The organism is Pseudomonas fildesensis (assembly GCF_001050345.1).
Lineage (GTDB): Bacteria > Pseudomonadota > Gammaproteobacteria > Pseudomonadales > Pseudomonadaceae > Aquipseudomonas > Aquipseudomonas fildesensis.
This window is the reverse complement of sequence record NZ_LFMW01000019.1, coordinates 15755-30211: the sequence shown is the minus strand read 5'-3', so window position 1 is coordinate 30211 and position 14457 is coordinate 15755. Positions and strand designations below refer to the sequence as shown.

At 64.0% G+C, this 14457-nt stretch carries 9 protein-coding genes; 2 read left to right on the top strand and 7 right to left on the bottom strand.

The window, feature by feature from the left end; genetic code table 11:
* The first annotated feature begins 149 nt into the window (after positions 1–149).
* On the top strand, positions 150–1526 hold the full coding sequence (gene hglS, locus ACR52_RS24015) for a 2-oxoadipate dioxygenase/decarboxylase HglS (RefSeq protein ID WP_048730213.1): 1377 nt from the start codon (positions 150–152) through the stop codon (positions 1524–1526).
* A 206-nt stretch (positions 1527–1732) separates the two neighbouring features.
* On the opposite strand, the gene ACR52_RS24010 is transcribed toward hglS, so the two are convergent.
* Positions 1733–1954 carry a DUF465 domain-containing protein gene (locus ACR52_RS24010; protein WP_048730211.1) on the bottom strand — a complete coding sequence of 74 codons (222 nt, stop codon included), beginning with the start codon at positions 1952–1954 and terminating at the stop codon, positions 1733–1735.
* A gap of 178 nt (positions 1955–2132) precedes the next feature.
* On the opposite strand from ACR52_RS24010, the gene tkt reads away from it, so the two are divergent.
* Positions 2133–4196, top strand: coding sequence for a transketolase (gene tkt, locus ACR52_RS24005; protein ID WP_048730209.1), 2064 nt, complete (start codon positions 2133–2135; stop codon positions 4194–4196).
* A 144-nt stretch (positions 4197–4340) separates the two neighbouring features.
* Here tkt and uvrA read toward each other — a convergent pair whose 3' ends face one another.
* The 6 genes from uvrA to lexA form a co-directional block, all read right to left on the bottom strand.
* Positions 4341–6860, bottom strand: coding sequence for an excinuclease ABC subunit UvrA (uvrA, locus tag ACR52_RS24000; protein WP_048730207.1), 2520 nt, complete (start codon positions 6858–6860; stop codon positions 4341–4343).
* Positions 6857–8569, bottom strand: coding sequence for an ATP-binding protein (locus ACR52_RS23995; RefSeq protein WP_048730205.1), 1713 nt, complete (start codon positions 8567–8569; stop codon positions 6857–6859). Before ACR52_RS23995 ends, uvrA begins: the two co-directional genes overlap by 4 nt.
* Positions 8570–8697: 128 nt before the next feature.
* Positions 8698–11823 carry an error-prone DNA polymerase gene (locus ACR52_RS23990; protein ID WP_408003350.1) on the bottom strand — a complete coding sequence of 1042 codons (3126 nt, stop codon included), beginning with the start codon at positions 11821–11823 and terminating at the stop codon, positions 8698–8700.
* On the bottom strand, positions 11799–13214 hold the full coding sequence (locus ACR52_RS23985) for a Y-family DNA polymerase (protein ID WP_048730203.1): 1416 nt from the start codon (positions 13212–13214) through the stop codon (positions 11799–11801). Before ACR52_RS23985 ends, ACR52_RS23990 begins: the two co-directional genes overlap by 25 nt.
* A gap of 7 nt (positions 13215–13221) precedes the next feature.
* Positions 13222–13836 carry a translesion DNA synthesis-associated protein ImuA gene (imuA, locus tag ACR52_RS23980; RefSeq protein ID WP_048730201.1) on the bottom strand — a complete coding sequence of 205 codons (615 nt, stop codon included), beginning with the start codon at positions 13834–13836 and terminating at the stop codon, positions 13222–13224.
* A complete protein-coding gene (gene lexA, locus ACR52_RS23975; protein WP_048730200.1) occupies positions 13836–14453 on the bottom strand; it encodes a transcriptional repressor LexA in 618 nt (205 codons plus the stop codon). Before lexA ends, imuA begins: the two co-directional genes overlap by 1 nt.
* Positions 14454–14457: the final 4 nt, after the last annotated feature.

Here is a 14457-nt window from a genome sequence, read left to right as displayed (position 1 = left end):
TTCCCGGCTGCTGATTTTTGTCATTTTCACGTCATCTCATTCATTTGCAGAATGAAGTCCAGAGGAATCTTCGTTTGCAAGCACGCCTGCAGCTCAACAAAATCCAGACAAAGGCCATCGTCATCGCCCTAGCCATCAGGAATTTTTCTATGCCCACCACCGCACCTGTCAGCCCCGACGAGATCCGCAAGGGCTTTTCCAGGGCCATGTCCGACATGTACCGAGATGAAGTTCCGCTGTACGGCGCGCTAATGGCGCTGGTGGCCGAGACCAACACCCGCGTACTCGACAGCGAACCGGGCCTGGCGCAGCAACTGCAGCGCACCGGCGAAATCCAGCGCCTGGACATGGAGCGCCACGGCGCCATCCGCCTGGGCACCGCAGCGGAACTGGCAACCATCAGCCGCCTGTTTGCGGTGATGGGCATGCAGCCGGTGGGCTACTACGACCTGACCCCGGCCGGCGTGCCGGTGCACTCCACGGCGTTTCGCGCGGTGCATGAAAGCGCGCTGCAAACCAGCCCGTTCCGCGTGTTCACCTCGTTGCTGCGCCTGGAACTGATCGAAAACCCCGAGCTGCGCGCCTTCGCCGAAAGCGCCCTGGCCAAACGCTCGATCTTCACCCCTGGCGCCCTTGCACTGATCGACCAGTCGGAACGGAACGGCGGCCTCAATGCCAGCGACGCGGATGAATTTATCCGCCAGGCCCTGGAAACCTTCCGCTGGCACCACACCGCCACCGTCACCGGCGCGCAGTACCAGCAGCTCAGTGACCAGCATCGCCTGATCGCCGACGTGGTGGCCTTCAAGGGCCCGCACATCAACCACCTCACTCCGCGCACCCTGGACATCGACCAGGTGCAAGCCGCCATGCCCGGCAAGGGCATCACGCCCAAGGCCGTGATCGAGGGGCCGCCGCGCCGCAACTGCCCGATCCTGCTGCGCCAGACCAGCTTCAAGGCGCTCGACGAGGCCATCGCGTTCACAGACGCTCAAGGTAGCCACAGCGCGCGCTTTGGCGAAATCGAACAACGCGGCGTCGCCCTCACCCCCAAGGGCCGCGCGCTGTATGACCAGCTGTTAAATGCCGCTCGCGATGAACTGGGCGCGTTCCCGAACGAGGCCAACGCCGCGCGCTATGTGGCGTTAATGGAGCAGCACTTCCAGGCCTTCCCGGACAACCACACACAGATGCGTGAACAAGGCCTGGCGTACTTCCGCTACTTCACCACCGACAAAGGCCTGGCAGCACGCGGCCACGCCGAGCAGCCGCGCACACTGGACGCGCTGATCGACGCGGGTCACGTGGCAGTCGAGCCGTTGGTGTATGAGGATTTTCTGCCGGTGAGTGCGGCGGGGATTTTTCAGTCGAACCTGGGGGACGCGGCGCAAAGTCACTACGCGTCCAATTCGAACCAGGCCCAATTCGAGCGGGCGCTGGGCCGCAAGACGATTGATGAATTGAAGCTCTATGACGAAACGCAACGGCGCTCGATGGATGAATGCACCCAGGCACTGCTGGCATGAACTGAAGTGCCCGCCCGGCTCACCAGCGCAGTCCTTGCGCCGCAACAGTCCCCAGAGCCGGGTGGACGGGGGCATCATAGGCAGCATGGGTGATGATGTCTTTCAGTCAATTCTGAAAAAATGTGAGCCTGATACCGCGAATGGCTTTGCGCCCTGTGCAAGGGAGCGAATGGCTCGCTCCCTCATTGAATGGGTCAATTGCCCACTTACAACAACTTGGCAATCTCATCCTTAACCAACAAACGTTTCTCCTTCAACTTCTTCAATTCCTCATCACTGCCGGCCGCCTTTTCAGCGCTCACTACCAACTCATCGACGGTTTTGTACTTATCAAACAGCGCATTCAGATGGGGATTTTTCGCCCGGCGCCCGTCGACTTCGTCCTTGCTCAAACCCAAGTCCTGATACAGGTCGTGTTTCACTGGCATGGCGTACCTCCGCAACAAGTTGATCAATGGCTTACCCCCTTGAAGCTAGCCCATTGCAAGGGGTCTTGTCATGTTTGAGGTCAAACCATCCCCGTTCGTCGCAGCATCGTCGATAGGATCAAACCTTTGCCGCGCCCTGCCCTCCACTGTAGATCGCCACCCGAGGGAGACCGGTTTCATGACTCACGCTGCCACCGCTGTCGACACCCAATGCATCAACACGATTCGCACCCTGGCCATGGACGCCGTACAGAAGGCCAACTCCGGCCACCCTGGCACGCCGATGGGCCTGGCGCCGGTGGGGTATACGCTGTGGAGTCGCTTCCTGCGTTATCACCCGGAACACCCCGACTGGCCCAACCGCGACCGTTTTGTGTTGTCGGTGGGGCATGCGTCGATGCTGCTGTATTCGTTGCTGCACCTGGCCGGTGTGGTCGAGATCGATGCCCACGGCAAGCGCTCGGGGCAGCCAGCGATCAGCCTCGACGACATCAAGCAGTTCCGGCAGATGAGTTCCAAGACGCCGGGCCATCCCGAGTACCGCATGACCACCGGCGTGGAAACCACCACCGGCCCGCTGGGCCAGGGTTGCGCCAACAGCGTGGGCATGGCCATGGCCGAGCGCTGGCTGGGCAAGCGTTTCAACCGCGACGGCAAGCTATTGTTCGACTACAACGTCTATACCCTGTGCGGTGACGGCGACATGATGGAAGGCATCAGCAGCGAAGCCGCTTCCATGGCCGGGCACTTGAAGCTGGATAACCTCTGCTGGATCTACGACAACAACACCATCAGCATCGAGGGGCACACCGAGCTTGCGTTCAGCGAGGACGTGATCAAGCGCTTCCAGGCGTATGGCTGGCACACCTTGCACGTCACCGATGCCAATGACTTGCAGGCCTTGAGCGCGGCGCTGGAGACCTTCAAAACCAACACCGGCGCGCCGACCCTGATTGTGGTCGACAGCGTGATCGGCTACGGCTCACCGCACAAACACAACACCGCTGCCGCTCATGGCGAACCGTTGGGCGATGATGAAATCCGCCTGACCAAGGCCGCGTATGGCTGGCCACAGGACTCCAGCTTCCTGGTGCCCGATGAAGCCCGCACGGTACTGCGTGATGCGCTGCTTGAGCGCAGTCAGCCGCTGTATGACGCGTGGCACCAGCACCTGTCGCAGCTGGAGCACGACGAGCCGGAACTGGCCGATGAGCTACGCCGCATGCGCGCCGGGGAAATGCCCGAGCATTGGCAGAGTGAGTTACCCCGCTTCGACACCGATGCAAAGGGCGTGGCCAGCCGCGCCGCCGGTGGCGAGGTGCTGAATGCCTTCGCGCAACACATCCCCTGGCTGCTCGGCGGTTCGGCGGATTTGTCGCCATCGACCAAGACCAACCTCACCTTCGACGGCGCCGGGCGTTTCAGCGCCGATGACTACAGCGGGCGCAACCTGCACTTCGGCATTCGCGAGCACGCCATGGGCGCGATTGCCAACGGCATGGCGCTGTCGTACCTGCGGCCCTACACCTCGACGTTCCTGGTGTTCAGCGACTACATGAAACCGCCGATCCGCCTCGCAGCGATCATGGAATTGCCGGTGATCTTCGTGTTCACCCATGACTCCATCGGCGTAGGTGAAGACGGCCCGACGCACCAGCCGATCGAGCACCTCACTCAACTGCGTGCCACGCCGGGGCTGCTGACCCTGCGGCCGGGCGACGCCAATGAAACCCTGGAGTTGTGGAAGGTCGCCTTGGCGCAAACCCACCGGCCCAGCTGCGTGGTGTTGTCGCGTCAGCCGCTGCCGACGCTGGATCGTACGAAGTACGCAGCCGCGTCGGGTGCGGCCAGGGGTGCCTATGTGTTGGCGGGCACTGATGAGCCCAAGGTGATTCTGTTGGCGACCGGCAGTGAAGTCAGCCTGGCGGTTGCAGCGTATGAACAGCTCAAAGGCGAAGGCATTGCCGCGCATGTGGTATCGATGCCCAGTTGGGAGCTGTTCGAAGACCAGGACCAGGCCTACCGCGACAGCGTGCTGCCGCCGGCAGTGAAAGCGAGGGTGGTGGTGGAACAGGCAGGCCCGTTGGGTTGGGATCGTTATGTAGGCCAGACCGGTGCCAAGGTGGTGATGAACAGCTTCGGCGCGTCGGCGCCGTTGTCGAAGTTGCAAGAGACGTTCGGGTTCACCGTGGAGAATGTGGTGAAGCAGGCCAAGGCGCAAATCCAACTGACAGAACGCTGATACAAAAGTGGGATGCCCGGTATCATCGCCCTTGATCGTTCCCACGCTCTGCGTGGGAACGCCGCCCTGGACGCTCTGCGTCTGCGCTTAAAGTCGTGACGCGGAGCGTCACAGGATTCATTCCCACGCAGAGCGTGGGAACGATCAAATCAGTTCTCGGGCGAGGAACGGGGCTGTACGGCTTTTCTTGCTCTTGGCCACCTTCTGCGGCGTGCCACTGGCAACCACCTTGCCCCCCAGGTCCCCTGCCCCTGGCCCGATATCGATCACCCAATCACTCTGCGCCACTACGCGCATTTCATGCTCCACCACAACCACCGTGTGCCCCGCGTCCACCAGGTGATTGAGCTGGCTGAGCAAGCGGTCGACATCCCGTGGATGCAAACCGGTGGTCGGTTCATCCAGCACATACAAAGTGGCGCCCCTGGCATTGCGTTGCAGCTCGGTGGCCAGTTTGATGCGCTGCGCTTCGCCTCCGGACAGCTCCGTCGCGGGCTGGCCAAGGCGCAGGTAACCCAGGCCGATATCGCGCAGCACTTGCAGCGAGCGCAGTACCCCAGGCTGCTCGGCAAACACCTCGACCGCCTGCTCAACCGTCAGCCCCAGCACCTGGGCGATGTTCAGGCCTTGCCATTCGATCGCCAGGGTCTCGGGGTTGTAGCGCGCGCCGTGGCACGTCGGGCATGGCGCGTACACGCTGGGCATGAACAGCAATTCGACGCTGACAAACCCCTCGCCTTCGCAGTTCGGGCAGCGGCCCTTGGCGACGTTGAAGGAAAATTGGCCGGCGCCGTAATGGCGCTTCTTCGCCGCCGGTGTGGCGGCGAACAGTTTGCGCACGTTGTCGAATAACCCGGTGTAGGTCGCGAGATTGGAGCGTGGCGTACGGCCGATAGGTTTCTGGTCCACTTGCACCAGGCGGCGGATGTGTTCCAGGCCAGCGCTGATACGCCCGCCGCTGGCTTGCGGTGCGTCGTCTTCCAGGCTCGGTTCGTCGTCGTTTTCCACCACGCGGCCTAGACCGCTGCCCACCAGTTCCAGCAGCGCCTGGCTGACCAGGCTGGATTTGCCCGAGCCGGAAATACCCGTCACCGCCGTGAAGCAGCCCAGCGGGAAATCCACGCTCAAGTCATTGAGGTTATTGCGCGTCACGCCTTCCAGTTTCAACCAGCCACTGGGTTCACGTCGCAACTCATTCGACGGGCGCCGTTCGGCAAACAAGTATTCCCGGGTTTGCGACGCTGCAACGTCCGCCAAACCGTCAGGCGGGCCGCTGTACAGCACTTGCCCGCCATGTTCACCGGCCGCCGGGCCAACGTCGATCAGCCAGTCGGCGCGGCGCATGGTTTCCAGGTCGTGCTCCACCACAAACAACGAATTACCCGCCGCTTTCAGACGGTCGAGCGCGGTAAAGAGTGCTTCGCCGTCCGCCGGGTGCAGGCCCGCCGAAGGCTCATCCAGCACATAGATCACCCCAAACAACTGCGAGCCCAACTGCGTAGCCAGGCGCAAGCGCTGCAGCTCGCCGGATGACAAGGTCGGCGTGCTGCGCTCCAGGGACAGATAGCCCAGGCCCAACTCAGTCAAGGTGCTGACCCGCTCGAGCAAATCCTGAGCGATGCGTTGGGCGGCGAGGCGTTTTTCCACCGACAGTTTCATCGCGTCCTGCCCCGCCGCCACCGGCCGCAACAACTCGGCCAACTGTGACAGCGACAGTTGCGACAACTCGCCAATATCCACCCCGGCAAACTTCACCGACAACGCCGCCTTGGTCAGCCGCTTGCCGTCGCACAACGGGCAGGCGCTGCCCTGCATAAACTGCGAGACGCGCTTTTTCATCAGCGCACTTTGGGTGTGGGCAAAGGTGTGCAGGATATAGCGCCGCGCCCCGCTGAACGTGCCTTGATAACTCGGTTCCAGCTTGCGCTTCAACGCATCGCGGGTCTGCTCGGGGGTGAAACCGGCGTACACCGGCACGGTCGGAGTTTCTTCGGTGAACAGGATCCAGTCGCGCTGCTTTTTCGGCAGGTCGCGCCACGGGATATCGACGTCATACCCCAAGGTCACCAGAATGTCGCGCAGGTTCTGGCCCTGCCACGCCAAGGGCCAGGACGCCACGGCGCGCTGGCGAATGCTCAGCGACGGATCAGGCACCATCAGCGCCTCGGTCACTTCATACACGCGGCCCAGGCCGTGGCATTGCGGGCAGGCGCCCTGGGGCATGTTCGGCGAAAAGTCTTCTGCATACAGCATCGCCTGCCCCGGCGGGTAGCTGCCGGCGCGGGAGTAGAGCATGCGGATCAGGCTCGACAAGGTGGTGACGCTGCCCACCGAGGAGCGCGCGCTCGGCGTGCCGCGCTGCTGTTGCAGAGCCACGGCGGGGGGCAGGCCTTCGATGGAGTCCACGTCCGGCACGCCCACTTGGTCGATCAGGCGTCGCGCATAGGGCGCCACCGATTCGAAATAACGGCGCTGGGCCTCGGCATACACCGTGGAAAACGCCAGGGATGATTTGCCGGAACCCGAGACGCCGGTAAACACCACCAGGGCATCCCGTGGAATGTCCACGTCGACGTTACGCAGGTTATGTTCGCGGGCGCCGCGAACCCGGACAAAGCCAGGGCGTTGGGCAGTGATCGGAGGGATAGTACGCTGTGAAGTCATGGGCAACCTTGTCGAGCGGTGAGGACGCTACGCAACCGTTGCGTCAGGGCATCGGGGCTGTAGGGTTTGCTCAGCAGATGAATATCGGCGCTCAGCAGGTGGTTGGTGGAGAGAATGTCACGGGTGTGCCCCGAGGTGAACAGCACCGCCACGGGCGGCACCTGGACGCGGGCCCAGTCAGCCAGGTCGGTACTTTTGACCCGGCCGGGCATGACCACGTCGGTGAAAATCAGATCCGGCTGCAAGCCACCCTGCAACGCTTGCATCGCCCGGTCGCCGTCCTCGGCGGTCAGCACGGTGTAGCCCGATTGTTCGAGCAGTTCCACCACCGTGATCCGTACGTCTTCGTTGTCCTCAACCACCAGGATCGTCTCCTGGCCTTCAGTGTGCAGCGCAGGCTCGGCGTCGATCTCGTGGCTTTCCTCGCCGAGGCTGCGCGGGAAATACATCTGCACCACAGTACCCTTGCTCTCCTCGCTCCACACCTCGACATGCCCGCCACTTTGCCGGACAAAACCAAACACCATGCTCAAGCCCAGGCCGGTGCCATGGCCCTGGCGCTTGGTGGTGAAAAACGGCTCGAACACCCGTGCCAGAATCGCCGGCGACATGCCCACGCCAATATCGGTGACCGCCAGGCGCACATACTCGCCCGGCTTGATGCTTTTGCCGGCGCATTCCTTGCGGTTGAGGATGATGTTTTCGCCAGTGATACGAATCACGCCCTCGCCGCGCATCGCATCACGGGCGTTGATCGCCAGGTTGAGCAGTGCGTTTTCCAATTGGTTGCGGTCGACGTTGATGCACCAGGAGTCCTGGGGCAATTGCACGTCGATATGAATGGTTTCGCCCAGCGCGCGTTGCAGCAGTTCGACAAGGCCTGCGTAGATGCGCTGCGGGTTGTAGACCGCCGGTGTCAACGGCTGGCGGCGGGCGAAGGCCAAGAGTTGCGACGACAGTTTGGCACCGCGCTCCACCGCCGCAATGGCGGCCGTGACACGCCGTTGTACCTGGATGTTGTCCGGCTCATGGCGGGCCAGCAGGTGCAGGTTGCCGGCGATCACTTGCAGCAGGTTATTGAAGTCGTGCGCCACGCCGCCGGTCAGCCCGCCAATGGCTTCGAGTTTTTGCGACTGGCGCAACTGGTCTTCAGCGGCGGACCGCGCCTGGACTTCGGCCGCCACCCGTTGCTCCAGGTTGTGGGTCAACTCCTGGCGCACCCGTTCGGATTTAACGTATTCGGTGGTCTCGATCACCATGACCATCACGCCGGCGGGTTGCTGGTTGTCATCGGCCACGGGGCTGTAATACAGGTCCATCCAGACTTGTTCCGGCCGGCCTTCACGCAGCAGTTCCAGCGGCAGGTTGCGGTAGGACAAGGTGCCACCCGCCAGGCAGGTATCCAGCACGTTGCGGTTGAACTCCGCCACTTCCGGCCAGCCCAACTCCACCGGTGTACCGAGCAAATACGGGTGCCGGCCGCCGGCGAAGACCGAATAGCCGTCGTTGTAGATCATGTGCCCCGACGGCCCCCAGAGCATCACCATGGGCATGGGCGAGGCCAGCAGCATTTGTACGGCGCTGCCCAGGCTGAAGGACCACTGGTCAATCGGTCCCAACTCGGTGGACGACCAGTCGAAGGCACGAATTCGCTGGGCCATCTCGCCGCCCCAGCCTTCGCAGCCGTGGGTATTGGATAAAAAATGCATCGGTTGGCTCTTGGCGAAGAAAAGCGTTGGTAGGTGGCGCAGGACCACTGATAAAAACTTGGAGCTTGGCGGCCATAAATCGTTTCATTGCATATAGCTCATCCAGCGAGGCCTGGGCAACTCCTCACTCAATGAAAATCCCGACTGCGCACATGGATGCCTTCCAGCAGCGGGCTCAGGTCGGTCAGTCGGCCGGCGATCAGGTGCCGAACTTCGCCGACCGCCTCCCAGCGCCCATCCACTTTCAACAGCCGCGCCCCCACCAATGCCTGGCGTTGGCGCTCGGCCAGATCGCGCCACACCACCACGTTGAGGTTGCCGAACTCATCTTCCAGGGTGACGAAGGTCACGCCGCTGGCGGTGCCGGGGCGCTGGCGACCGGTCACCAGCCCGGCGACGCTGACGTTGCGCCCGTGCTCGACCGCCAACAGTTCGTTGGAGCTGCGACAGCGTCGTTTACGCAGTTCGCCGCGCAACAGCGCCAACGGGTGCGGCCCGAGGGTGGTGCCGACCGTGGCGTAGTCGGCCTGCAGGTCCTCGCCCACCGTGGGTACCGGCAACGCCACCGCTGCTTCGTCGGGGCTGGGCAGGCCGGCGAACAGCCCCAGTTGTTTGTGTACCCCGGCCACCTCCCAGCGCGCTTTGTGCCGGTTGCCGGCCAGGGCCCGCAAGGCTCCGGCATCCGCCAGCAAGGCCTGGGAGCTGGCATCCAGCCCGGCGCGTTCGTCGAGGTCGGCGATGTCGCTGAACGCCTGGCGCTGGCGGGCCGTTTCGATGCGCCGTCCATCCTCTTCGCGAAACCCCGCGATCATGCGCAGGCCCATGCGAATCGCCGGTTGCTGGCCCTCAATGGGTTCCAGGCTGCAATCCCAGTCACTGGCCTGCACGTCCACCGGGCGGACCTGCAAGCGATGGCGCCGCGCGTCCTGCAGGATCTGGTCCGGGCTGTAGAAACCCATGGGCCAGCTGTTGATCAGCGCACAGGCGAATGCCGCCGGTTCGTGGCATTTAAGCCAGCAACTGGCGTAGGTCAGCAAGGCGAAACTGGCCGCATGGGACTCGGGAAAACCATAACTGCCAAACCCCTTGATCTGCTCGAAAATCTGCGCGGCAAATGCCTCGCTGTAGCCGTTTTTCAGCATGCCGGTACGTAGGCGCTCTTGATGAGGCTCCAGGCCGCCGTGACGTTTCCAGGCCGCCATGGAGCGCCGCAACTGGTCGGCCTCGCCGGGGCCGTAATCGGCGGCGACCATGGCGATCTGCATCACCTGCTCCTGGAACAGCGGCACGCCCAAGGTGCGCTCCAGCACCGCCTTGAGTTCCGGCGAGGGATAGGTGGTGGGCTCCTCTTTGTTCCGTCGGCGCAGATACGGATGCACCATGCCGCCCTGGATCGGCCCGGGGCGCACGATGGCGACCTCGATCACCAGGTCATAAAAGGTCTGCGGTTTGAGCCTCGGCAACATCGACATCTGCGCCCGCGATTCGATCTGGAACACGCCGATGGTGTCGGCCTTGCTGATCATTGCGTAGGTGGCCGCGTCTTCCTTGGGTATCGCCGCCAACGAGAGGTCGCGATTGCGGTGGCGGCGCAGCAGGTCAAAGCAGCGGCGGATCGCACTGAGCATGCCCAAGGCGAGAATATCCACCTTGAGCAGGCCGACGGCGTCGAGGTCGTCCTTGTCCCACTGGATGATGGTGCGATCGGCCATGGCAGCGTTTTCCACCGGCACCAACGTGTCCAGCGGGTGCTCGGAAATCACGAAGCCGCCGGGATGTTGGGACAGGTGCCGGGGGAAGCCGATCAATTGCTGGGTCAGCGTGAGCACACGACGCAGGATCGGGCTTTGCGGGTCGAAGCCGCCTTCGCGCAGGCGCTCCAAAGGCGGCGCATCTTCGCTCCAGCGCCCGCAGCACTCGGCCAGGGCGTTGATCTGGTCCGGCGGCAAACCCAGGGCCTTGGCCACGTCGCGTACCGCGCCGGCCGCGTGGTAGCTGCTGACCACCGCCGTCAATGCCGCACGGGTGCGGCCATAGCGCTGGAACACGTATTGCAGCACCTCTTCGCGGCGTTCGTGTTCGAAGTCGACGTCGATGTCCGGCGGTTCATTTCGCTCCCTGGACAGGAAGCGCTCGAACAGCATGTTCATCAGGCTCGGGTTGATCTCGGTGATGCCCAGGGCAAAACACACCGCCGAGTTGGCCGCCGAGCCACGGCCCTGGCACAGGATCCCGCGGTTGCGGGCGAAGCGCACGATGTCGTGCACGGTGAGGAAATAGCTTTCGTACCCCAGGTCGCTGATCAGCTCCAGCTCATGGTTGATTTGCTGCAAGGTCTTGGCGTCGACCCCTTCGGGCCAGCGTTGGGCGATGCCTTCTTCGGTGAGGTGACGCAACCAGGATTTCGCATCCTGGCCTTCGGGCACCAGCTCGCGCGGGTATTGATAGCGCAACTGGCCGAGGTCGAAGGTGCAACGGCGGGCGATGGCCTGGGTTTCATCGAGCAACGCCTGCGGGTACAGCGCACTTAACGCCTCAAGGCTGCGTAAATGCCGCTCGCCATTGGGGTGCAGGCGCGTGCCGGCTTCGGCCACCGGGACGTGATGGCGGATGGCGGTCATGGTGTCTTGCAGGGCACGGCGGCCGCGCGCGTGCATGTGCACATCGCCGCAGGCCACCGCCGGCAGGTGCAGGCTGGCGGCCAGTTGCAGGCGTTGTTGCAGATGGCGCGCATCATCCTGACCGCAGTGCAAATGCACCGCCAGCCACAGGCGCTCGGCGAAGGTGCGGCGCAGCCATTGGATTGATGCCTGGGTGTCGCTGTCGTCGGCGACCCACAGCGCCAACAGGCCGGACAAGGGTTGGTCGAAGTCTTCTTGCAGCAGGCGATAGCGGCCTTTTTCGGCACGGCGACGGGCCAGGGTTATCAACCGGCACAGGTGCTGGTAGCCACTGAGGTCTTCCACCAGCAGCACCAGTTTCGGGCCGTTTTCGATGCGCATTTCGCTGCCGATGATCAGCGGCAACGCCACCGCCTTTGCCGCCTGCCAGGCTCGAACGATGCCCGACAAGGTGCATTCGTCGGTGATTGCCAGGGCGCTGTAACCCTGGCGTTTGGCCCGCTCGAACAACTCAAGTGCACTGGACGCGCCGCGCTGGAAGCTGAAGTTGGAGAGGCAGTGCAGTTCGGCGTAGCTCATGGGCGGCACGCGCTGTAGGAGCGTGGTGTTCATGCGAACCAGCCGTGCAGCCACAACCCGTCGCTCTGGCCCACGGTGCGATAGGCCCAGCCTTGTTGGCCGGCGCGGGTCTGGATCAGGTAATAGTCGCGGCGTATATCGGCACCGTCCCACCAGCCGGATTCGATGCGTTCCGGGCCCATCAATATCTGTACGCCTTGCTCCGCCAGCAAGGTCGGTTCGTGGAGCAACCAGCCGGGGCGCTGTACCTTATTCAAGGTCGGGCACGCACGGTTGTCGGCCACCGCTTGCCAGGCGCATTCGGGGCGGTGGTCGGCATGAAAGCGCAGGCCTTGCACCGCCTCATCTCCCAGCCGCGCACGCAGGCGTTCGCGCAATTGCTCCCAGGGCAGGGTCTGTTGCGGGCGATCGTCGAACAGGTCGTGGCGCTGCGGCACGAAGACCGGCAGGTCCTGGGCCACCAGGCGAAAGCCGCGCACCGGCGAGGTAACTTGCACCTGCTCCAGGCGGCCTCGGGCCAGTTCGAACAACATCGCCGGTTCGCGCTCGGCGCTCAGCAGGCCGACCTTGATCACGCTGTCGGGCGCCTGGGCGTGTTCCAGGTGCAGGTCGAAACGCTGCACGCCACTGTCGCGGCCGCAGAGGAACGCGGACAAATCGCCGGTCAAGCGGCGCAAGGGGAACAGCAGGGCCTGGTGGGATTGCACATCGAAATTCAACTCGATGCGCACATCGAACTGGTCCGGCGGCTGATAGAACGCCAGGGCCAGCGGCCGCTGCCCGGTCAGGGCGTCCAGGTGTTTGAGCAGCGCAGCGTCAAAGCGCCGCGCCAGGGTATGCCGGGGCAACGCCTGCACCTGGGACAGGGTGCGCAGGCCCATGCGCGACAAAGCGGTGGCGGCCTGCGGGTCAAGGCCGGCGCGGTCGATGGGCAGCGGCGCCAAGGCCAGCATCAAGGCCTCATCATCGGCCACGGCCAAACCATCGTAGATATTCGCCAGTACCCGCGCAGCCGCCGGGTTGGGCGCCGCCACGATGCGGTGACGAAAGCCCAGCTCGGTCAATTCCTTGCGCAAACACGCTTCGAACTGCGGCCACGGCCCGAACAAGCCCAGGCTCGATTCGATCTCGAACAGCAGCGCGCGCGGGTAATACACGCTGACCTGGGAACTGAAGCGGTAGGCCCAGGCTGCGAGAAACTGCTGCCAGCGCTCGATGTCCACGGGGTCGTATTCGGCGCAGGCAAAGGTCTTGGCCAGGGCGTGCGCGGCCGTCAGCGACTGACCGGGGCGCAAGCCCAGCGCGCGCGCGGCGTCATTGACGGTTTGCAGCACACGCCGCTGCGGCGTGCCGGCCAGCAGCGCCAGAGGCTGATCCGGCTCGGGATGCAGACGCTGCACCCCGTCCAGCGCCAATTGCGGGAAGACAATACACACCCAGCGCATGGCAACCTCAGTGCCCGGCCAGCGCAATCGGCGCCGGGTGGGCCAGCCCGCCCCGGCACTTGAGCACCCGCACTTGTGCGGGTTTTGCCTCAACCGCCAAACGCAAGGCGGCGGGCGATGCATTGATCGCCTCACTCAAGGATCGCCAGGCAAACGCCAGGGTCTGCCCGGTTTCCGCCGCCACCTGCAAACGGCGCAACGCGCGGTCATCCGCCTTGCGCGGCCAGCACAGTACCGCACCGCAACTGCCGGAACGCAGGCACTGCTCCACCGCCCACAGCGCGTCGCGCGCCTCGGCCTGGATCACCGAAAGCAGGCGCAAATCCACTCCGGCGTTCTGCCAGGCGTGGGGGTACGGCGTGTAGGGCGGCGCCACCAGCACAATGCGCTCCCCCGCCGCCGACAATCGCGCCAGGGTCGGCAACACCAATTGCAGCTCGCCCACGCCCTCCTTGGCCATGAGGATTTCGCTCAGCGCCGACTCCGGCCAGCCGCCGCTGGGCAGCACCGCATCCAGCGCCGCCAGCCCGGTCGGGTGCACGCTTGCCGGTGGCGCGGTGGGCCGGCCCTTCCAGACGCGGCCGCCATTGAACAGCGCGTCCAGGGCAACAACGGCGCCCATCAGCCTTGCCTCACCAGGCCGCAGAACACCCCTTCGATGGCCAGGTCCTGGTCGGGCCCTACCACGATGGGTTGATACGCGGGGTTGCGCGGCAGCAGGCGCACATGGTCGCCGTTGCGTTCGAAGCGTTTGATGGTGACTTCACCGTCCAGGCGCGCCACCACAATCTGCCCGTTCAAGGCTTCGGCACTGCGGCGTACGCCCACCAGGTCGCCGTCGAGGATGCCGTCTTCGATCATCGAGTCGCCCTGCACCCGCAACAGGTAGTCCGGGGTTTTCGCGAAGGTGGCGGGGTCGAGTTGCAGGCGGCTGTGCACTTCGGCATCGGCGCCGATGGGCCGGCCTGCGGCTACGCGGCCCAGGACTGGGATGTCCAGCCATTCGGGGCGTGGGGGTTGGTTGAGCAGGCGAATGCCGCGGGCCTGATTGGGGTTGACCTCTATAAAACCGGCTTCGGTGAGCGCGATGACGTGCTTGCGCGCGACGCTGCGGGAGGCGAAGCCGAATGCCTCGGCGATCTCGGCGAGGCTGGGGGGTTGGCCTTGCTGCGCGATGCGGTCGCGGATGAAGGTCAGGATGGCGGTGCGGCGAGGGGTTAGGGCTGTCATGGAGTACATTTGT